Consider the following 8,303-nt stretch of genomic DNA (forward strand, 5'->3'; position numbering starts at 1 on the left):
ATATTGCAATCAAAGCTAGTTTTACCAACCTTAATACTCGGATAAAAAATCATACACCTGGGAAAATAGGGCGGCTTTTTCCTCACAGTGACAAATATGATGTTGGGAATTCTTAATATAAGTAATCCGCTTCTTTTTTGAATTAATGGTCCGATACAAATATTCAGCACTTTTGGGCGGCACCATTCCATCGCATTCCCCTTGAGCAATTAAGGTCGGCACTTCTACTTGATGCAAAAGTGGTTTAATAAAGGAGACAAGTTGACGAAATTGCAAGGTAGCCGCTATTGGGGTTGCTTTTATTTTTCTTAAATAGCGCTGAAATAATTCATTCTCCCTCAAGTTTCCTCTTAGAGAGTCCATCAGCATTGTTTTTAATTCCACCGCCATTTGTTTTGGATTAATGTAAAGGGCGGCGGCACTTAACAAAATAAGCTTATTAACAGGATAATTGGCTGCTAAATAGGCTGCAATTAGGCCTCCCATTGAAAAACCAATGACATAAACTTCTTCACAGGTTTGAAGGAGCTTCTTTAATTCAGCCTCGGCACATTTAATCCACTGCTGATACTGAACCCCTTTTAATGAAAGTGTTTCACCATGACCCGGAAGTGTGGGCACAGAAAAGCTCCAATTGGTCCGTTTCGATAAATACTCCACCAGTGGTTCTACTTCATAAGGGGCTCCCGTAAAGCCGTGAATACATAAGCAGCCAATCATTTTACTCACCTGCTATTTTTGTAAATAACTTACAACTTCTTCTAATTTCATCCCGCGGGATGCCTTAACAAGCACTAAAGACTCTTCGTTTACATCATTTACCAATTTGCCAATTAACTCCTTTTTATCTGTAAAGGCGAAAACCCGATTTTCTCCTAAAACTGCACGTGCACCCTTAGCAATATGAGCTCCTAATTGACCGTAGGTAAACAATAAATCAATTTTATTTGGATTTAGCCCCTGACCAATTTGCAAATGATATTGTTCTTCCTGCGGCCCTAATTCCAGCATATCACCTAATACAAGGATTTTTTTATCATACCCTTGAAGATTCGATACTAATTCAATCGCAGCAATCATCGATGTCGGGCTGGCATTGTAAGCATCATTAATGATTTTTTCCCCATGCTTACCTTCAACAAGCTCCATTCTCATATTTGTAAGCTTGATCCCAGCTAAACCTTCATTCATTTTTTCAAACGGAACATTAAAATGTCTGGCAATTAACATGGAGGCAAGCGCATTTAAAATATTGTGCGTTCCCAAAACGGGAAGCACAAAGCTTTCGGTTGAAGCATTCGTCTTAAACCGGTTACCATGATCGATTTGAATAATGTCTGTTGGGAATAAATCATTGGTTTCATTCCTTCCAAAGGTCTGTACCTCGACATTCCCTTTATATCGATGGATTCTTTCCATTAATAACGGTTCGTCCCCATGCAATACAGCTAGTCCACCTTCTTTTAAGCCTTGCAAAATTTCAAGCTTCGCTTCAGCAATTCCCTCTCTAGAACCAAGGTCAAGCAAATGGGATTCGCCAATATTCGTGATAACGACGGCATCCGGGCAGGCGAGTTTGGTGAGAAATTCAATTTCGCCACTTCCGCTCATCCCCATTTCCAAAACAGCAATTTGGGTATCTTCTTCCAATCCTAATATTGTAAGTGGAAGACCAATTTGATTATTATAATTACCTTCCGTTTTTTGTACTTTATATTGGGTCGAAAGCAGGCCAGCAGTTAAATCCTTTGTGGTTGTTTTTCCGTTACTGCCGGTGATTCCTACGACTTTTATATCCAGTTCCTGACGATAGCTTCTTGCTAATTCCTGTAAAGCTGTTAAACAATCATCAACAATTAAAATCGGCAGATGCTCTGGCGGGTTTGGAACATCGCTTTGCCAAAGAGCAGCTGCAGCACCTTTTTGGATGGATTCCTCTACAAATTTATGGCCATCTACCCGTTCCCCTTTAAAGGGTACGAACAAGCTTCCTGCTTCAATTTTCCTTGAATCAATGACAACTTCTTGGACCACTACATCTTTAAAAGGAGTGATATCATTTTTTACCGTGATCATGTTAGCGATTTGTCTAAGAGTTCTTTTCATCCTTTTTCCCCTCCTCTATTCAATGGATTCTCAAAAGAACGGACACGGCGAAAAACCGTGCCGTACACATTTATTGTCTAGCTCCTGCGCCTAGCCCTTCGAGGGAAAAAATGAACAGCTTTTTTCCTAGGTCGCTTTGGGGACTGCGCAAGGTGCATCCGCTTTTCGATTAGAAAGTATATTTAATCTGTTGTTTTTCGTTATGTCTTTCTTTTGCAAGATTGACAAGACGCTCAATTAATTGTGGGTATTCCACCCCAGTGTGTTTCCATAGCAGCGGGAACATACTAAATGGAGTAAAACCAGGCATTGTATTTACTTCGTTAATTAATGCCCTTCCATCCTTTGTTAAGAAGAAATCAGCACGAACCAGCCCCGAACAATCCAACGCTTTAAATGCCTGAATTGCCATTGCTTTAATTTGTTTATATTCATCCTCTGTAATTTCAGCCGGAATTATCAACGCGGTCTCGCCATCTTCATATTTCGCTTTATAATCATAAAAGTCCTTTTTCGGTACAATTTCTCCTGCTATGGAACATTCCGGCTCATCATTTCCTAGAATACCCACCTCAATTTCACGGGCAGTTACACCTTCTTCAATAATCACCTTGCGATCAAATTGGAAGGCTTCGGCAAAAGCTGTTTCCAATTCTGCACGATTCCGGCATTTACTAATTCCAACACTTGATCCAAGATTAGCCGGCTTTACAAAACATGGATACCCAAGTGCTTCCTCAACCTTTGCATAAGCAACTTCTTTTTCCTTTTGCCATTCACTTTTAATAAAAGCAACATAGTTTACTTGGGCGAGTCCGGCTTGTGCAAATACATTTTTCATCATCACTTTATCCATACCGGCTGCGGAAGCAAGTACCCCATTTCCGGCATAGGGAAGATTTAATAGTTCTAATAATCCTTGTACCGTACCATCTTCCCCATTTGGTCCGTGCAATAGTGGAAAGATGACGTCAAGAGGTGCTTGTTCCTGTTTATTTCCTTCAAATAAAGCAGGGGCTAAAGAAAGTGGGGATAATTCATCTCCCCCGGTAAACTCAAGTTCCTTAACATTCTCAACAGGAGCTTGCAGCTGCTCCCCCTTAATCCACTGACCTTCTTCATTTATGTAAATAGGATGAATTTCAAATTTTTCTAGGTCCAGTGCGCGAATGACTGCCATTGCCGTTTGCATAGATACTTTATGTTCAGCGGATTTTCCTCCGTATAATAAACCCAGTTTCGTTTTCATGATAAACCTCCATTTTAAATACTGTTTTTATTTTAGCACTTTCTCAAAAATTTAAGGAATGATGTGATAATCTTTTTTATATTTTATGAAATCAAGTGCTTGGTTCAAAACAATCAAAAATAAAATCTCTCCAAATTATCAGGAGAGATTAGCGAACATTCAATTTCCACTCTTTTGTTTTTTTATCAAAAATGATTTTAGCATGATATGGTTCTTTTGAAATAATTTCATATTCCTCATACATATCATCCATATTGGCAAAATCACCAATTACCCAGATCGGAATTTCAATCTTTGTACGCTGTTGATCTGCATCTTTCATCGAAATGCAGATTCCCTCTTTTATAAACGGAGTTAAGGAAAGAAGAATCTCCTTGTTTACGGACGGATAGGTGCGTTTTTTCCTTATACCTAAAAGGGATTTCTCCAATTTGAGTTTACTTACTTTTCCCGAAATGGCCTCACTAAGTAAATGAAAAAAGTCCTTAAAGCTGCGATAATAAATTTTGTTAAACCAGCCATCATCATGGGCTAAATACACAAACCGATTACCCAGCTTATTATAGAAGGGCAATTTTAAATGTTGCTTTAAATGACCCAAATATAATAATTCTGCAATTTCCTGTCCTGTTAGCTCATTTAAAACCTCTTCTTCAATAAAATCAATCCAGCAAAAATCTCCGTACCCGTATACATCTTCCCCAGCTAGTTTTTTTACACGATCCTCCGGACAATATTCAAGCAGCGTATGCATATTAAACTCAGTATCATCAAAGCGGTGCTTTAATAAAAGCAAATGGTTTAATGAATCTGAAAAAGCAGCAGCAAATTCATCGAATTCAATTCCGTAGGACATTACATACTGATCCGATTGATTTAAGTGTACATAAATAAGATCCCGTATGTCTTGATGATGCTTTTTCAAGGCCAAACTCCTCCGAAAGTTAAAAATTTATCTTAAATGGACAGCTATCGTAAAAACTGCCTATGTGTTATTCATTATCATTTTACCAAAGAATAGGTCAAATAGCTTATTTCAATTCTTTTACAATTTTAAAGCTTTGATGATGAAAATTGCAAATGGATTATCATAAAAGTTACTGTTTTAAAATATCAATGGATTCTTATTTATTAACATATACTAGTAAAGATTCGAAAAAACATTTCCGTCTCCCCTGTCTTCAAACCTGCGGGGTAGAAAGGAGCTTTAATCCATGATTAAGGATATGACCCAGGATGAGATTAGCCTTCATATTATTAAAATTTTAAAAGAAAATAAAAAAGCTGAATTTGAAGCGATTCTTGAGGAATTGCAGCCCTATGATATCGCGAAAATTTATGAGGGATTACCGGAGAAGCATAAAGCTAAGTTTCTCTTATTTCTTAAAAATGATCTTCTCGCTAATCTAATGGAAGAGCTTGATAAGGATGAACAGCTCGAGGTATTAAATAAGCTTGGCATTGAAAAGTCGAGCAAGGTTCTTGATTTAATGGATAATGACGACCTTGCCTTACTATTACATGAACTATCCCCAGAAAAGATGGATTCGCTTTTGTCCGGAATGAAGGCGGAGGAATCTACTGCTGTAAAAGGCATCCTAAATTATCCCCCGGAAACAGCGGGAAGAATCATGACAAATCGGTTTGTCTGGATTCGAAACTATTTTTCTGTCAGGGAGGCCGTCGATAAATTAAAGATTTTCGCAGAATTTGCTGAAACCATTAATTATTTATATGTGATTGATGAAGAACGCAAACTGGTTGGCGTTGTTTCCTATCGTGATTTATTATTGGCTGATATGGATGAAAAGATCAATGACATTATGTATGAACGGGTCATTTCTGTTCTAGTGGCGACTGACCAGGAAGTAGTGGCCAGAACAGCAGAACGGTATGACTTCTTAGCCATTCCTGTCGTGGATGATGAAAATGTCCTCGTTGGGATCGTGACGGTCGATGATATTATCGATGTTGTGATAAAAGAAGCAAATGAAGATATTGAAAAACTATCTGCTTCGGGGAAAGCGATTGACTTTGATACAAAAATTTTTGTTGCTGCTGCACGAAGGTTACCATGGTTAATTTTACTTTTATTTATCGGTCTCATTTCCGGAAGGATCATCTCAAGCTTTGAAGATACGTTAAAACAAGTGGTTGCGTTAGCCTTTTTTATGCCGATGATTGCCGGCATGACTGGAAACACTGGGACACAATCCCTAGCGGTTGTCGTTCGCGGACTGATCTCCCATGATATTGATAGAGGAGTGGTTACCCGGCTTATTGCTCGTGAGTTTGGGGTTGGGATTACGATTGGGGTTACATGCGCTATGCTCATCTCAATTATTGCCTACATCTGGCAGGGGAATATGATACTTGGTGCGGTGGTGGGCTGCTCCCTCTTTTTCACACTTATAATCGGAACGCTGGCAGGAACCATCATTCCCTTGATCTTATACCGCTTTAATGTTGACCCTGCCGTTGCATCCGGTCCGCTGATCACCACCTTAAATGATATCTTTTCCTTAATGACCTACTTTGGTATCGCATCAATGTTTTTGCATTACCTCATCTAAGTTTTTTGAAACCATCTATCTGTTTCATTCGTCTCATTTTTTGAAATATTTCCCTTACTTTCTATTGTGAGGAAACTCATTCTTTGCTAGCATGAAAGTAACAAATGCTAATATAACGGGTGTGACATATGGATTATTTTTCGAAAAAACCGGACCGGTTTGATTGGACATTAACGTTAATTTTATTTCTGTTTTTCTTGATTAGCTGCGCCTCCATCTACAGTGCTCAAGGTGCCGCACAGTATGATGAAAATTTCTTACTCAAACAAGTCTTTTGGTATGTAGTGGGGGCAGCGATTATTTCTGTTGCCATTCTAATCGATGGCTTTCAATATAAACGGCTTGCATGGTATCTCTATGGATTTGGCCTTTTATTGCTGATTGCGATCATTGTGGCACCGACAAGCATTGCTCCCTATCGAAACGGTGCGAAAAGCTGGTTTATTATTCATGGGCTCGGCATTCAGCCTTCGGAATTTGTAAAAACTTTTTTGATTCTTGCCTTAAGCCGGGTCATTACCCAGCATCAAGAAAAGTTTAAGGGGAAATCCCTTAAATTAGACCTCTTGTTACTTTTAAAATTAGGGATTACTACAGCAGTACCACTCGGGCTGATTATGCTTCAGCCTGACTTAGGAACCGGTCTTGTGATTTTATCGATTCTTACTGGCCTTATTTTAGTCTCAGGAATCTCATGGAAAATCATATTGCCGATTTACGGCTCAGGGGCAGGCCTCGGGGCAGCCATTCTTTATCTCGTCGTTCAGAAACCGGAACTACTTGTAAAATATTTAAATGTGAAAACCTATCAATTCGAACGGATCTATTCCTGGCTTGACCCGGTTAATCATAAAAGTGATTCCGGCTACCATCTAATGAAATCTTTAACGGCGATAGGCTCAGGTCTGATAACGGGAAAAGGTTTTGATAAAGGTGAAGTTTACATTCCTGAGGGCCATACCGATTTCATCTTTAGTATTATTGGCGAGGAATATGGCTTTGTCGGCGGCAGTATCGTGGTAGGACTATTCTTCTTGCTGATTTACCATTTAATCAAAACAGCATTAGATACAAATGACCCGTTTAATACATATGTCTGCATTGGAGTTATCAGCGTAATTACATTCCACGTCTTTCAAAATATTGGCATGACCATCCAAGTTTTGCCGATTACCGGCATCCCGCTCCCCTTTATCAGCTATGGAGGAAGCTCTTTAATGGGGAATATGTTTGCAATGGGCTTGGTCTATAGCATTCGTTACCATCATCGGACCTATATGTTTTCTTCCGGTGCATCGGTTGATTCCTAAAGGCAGCGGTTTTACGCTGTCTTTTTCCTTATATTTAGGAATGAATGTTAAATTGGTACCATATTTATTTCTTTATAGGACAATCTGGTTTAAACTATAAACATTACAATAGCGAAGGTGAATTATGAAGGATTTTATTTTCTCAATTTTAATGTTTCTATCACAGTTAGGCTATCTCGGAATTGCTTTAGGTTTAATGATTGAAATTATCCCAAGTGAGATTGTCTTGGGTTATGGCGGATATATGATTGCACAAGGCCATTTGAACTTTTTAGGAGCGGTCATTGCAGGGACAATTGGTGGAACGATCGCCCAGCTCTTTTTATATTGGGCGGGGTATTACGGCGGCCGTCCCTTTCTTGAAAAGTACGGAAAATATGTGTTAATCAAAAAGAGTCACATCGACGTAGCTGAAAGTTGGTTTCAAAAGTACGGGGCTGGTGTCATTTTTTCTGCACGCTTTATCCCCGTTGTCAGACATGCCATTTCTATTCCCGCAGGGATAGCGAAAATGCCTGTCAGCAAATTTACCCTTTACACCGTTGCGGCGGTATTGCCGTGGACCGTCTTATTTCTGTACCTAGGAAAGGTACTGAAGGAAAATTGGACTCATATTAAAGAATATGCACAGCCCTATGTGCTTCCAATTATTATTGCAGCAATTGTATTAGCCGCCATTTACTTTATTATTAAAAAAACAAAGAAAACCACCAAATGATGAACTGCACCCCAATTGTTAGACGCACAACTAACAATTGGAGGTGCAGTTTTTATATGGCTAAATTTAATTTAGAGGAAAAAATAGAAGCAGTTATTCGTTATCAACAGGGATCGGAGGGGGTAAAATTTATAGCGAAATCCATAGGAGTACATCACACGGTTTTATTAAATTGGATTAAACAAGTTGAACATCATGGTGCAGATGCTTTTATTAAACCCTATACATCTTATACAACAGAGTTTAAACTAGACGTACTAAACTATATAAAAGAGACAGGGACGTCTATAAGAGAAACTGCTGCAATATTTAACATTGCAACACATAGTACCATTCAAAAATGGCAA

The 8,303-nt window shown here is 38.8% G+C and carries 8 protein-coding genes; 4 read left to right on the top strand and 4 right to left on the bottom strand.

Annotated features, from left to right (window positions below; all coding sequences use genetic code 11):
- Positions 1 to 30 precede the first annotated feature (30 nt).
- The 4 genes from M028_RS0112355 to M028_RS0112370 form a co-directional block, all read right to left on the bottom strand.
- Complete coding sequence (locus tag M028_RS0112355) at positions 31 to 720, bottom strand: alpha/beta hydrolase (protein WP_026574171.1); 690 nt, start codon at positions 718 to 720, stop codon at positions 31 to 33.
- Positions 721 to 732: 12 nt separating this feature from the next.
- Positions 733 to 2,106, bottom strand: coding sequence for a UDP-N-acetylmuramoyl-tripeptide--D-alanyl-D-alanine ligase (locus M028_RS0112360; protein WP_026574172.1), 1,374 nt, complete (start codon positions 2,104 to 2,106; stop codon positions 733 to 735).
- 169 nt (positions 2,107 to 2,275) lie between these two features.
- Positions 2,276 to 3,355, bottom strand: coding sequence for a D-alanine--D-alanine ligase (locus tag M028_RS0112365; RefSeq protein ID WP_026574173.1), 1,080 nt, complete (start codon positions 3,353 to 3,355; stop codon positions 2,276 to 2,278).
- A gap of 148 nt (positions 3,356 to 3,503) precedes the next feature.
- Positions 3,504 to 4,280 carry a hypothetical protein gene (locus M028_RS0112370; protein WP_026574174.1) on the bottom strand — a complete coding sequence of 259 codons (777 nt, stop codon included), beginning with the start codon at positions 4,278 to 4,280 and terminating at the stop codon, positions 3,504 to 3,506.
- A gap of 289 nt (positions 4,281 to 4,569) precedes the next feature.
- Between M028_RS0112370 and mgtE the strand changes: the two genes are divergently transcribed.
- The 4 genes from mgtE to M028_RS0112390 form a co-directional block, all read left to right on the top strand.
- Positions 4,570 to 5,928 carry a magnesium transporter gene (gene mgtE / locus M028_RS0112375; protein ID WP_026574175.1) on the top strand — a complete coding sequence of 453 codons (1,359 nt, stop codon included), beginning with the start codon at positions 4,570 to 4,572 and terminating at the stop codon, positions 5,926 to 5,928.
- 128 nt (positions 5,929 to 6,056) lie between these two features.
- On the top strand, positions 6,057 to 7,238 hold the full coding sequence (locus tag M028_RS0112380; RefSeq protein ID WP_026574176.1) for an FtsW/RodA/SpoVE family cell cycle protein: 1,182 nt from the start codon (positions 6,057 to 6,059) through the stop codon (positions 7,236 to 7,238).
- Positions 7,239 to 7,359: 121 nt separating this feature from the next.
- The gene (locus M028_RS0112385) at positions 7,360 to 7,956 is read left to right on the top strand and encodes a DedA family protein (RefSeq protein ID WP_026574177.1); all 597 of its coding nucleotides are present in this window, start codon (positions 7,360 to 7,362) and stop codon (positions 7,954 to 7,956) included.
- A 56-nt stretch (positions 7,957 to 8,012) separates the two neighbouring features.
- A partial coding sequence (locus tag M028_RS0112390; protein WP_026574178.1) for a transposase occupies positions 8,013 to 8,303 on the top strand: 291 nt, incomplete at its 3' end.

Source organism: Bacillus sp. UNC438CL73TsuS30, assembly GCF_000482325.1.
In the GTDB taxonomy this organism is placed as follows: domain Bacteria; phylum Bacillota; class Bacilli; order Bacillales; family Cytobacillaceae; genus Neobacillus.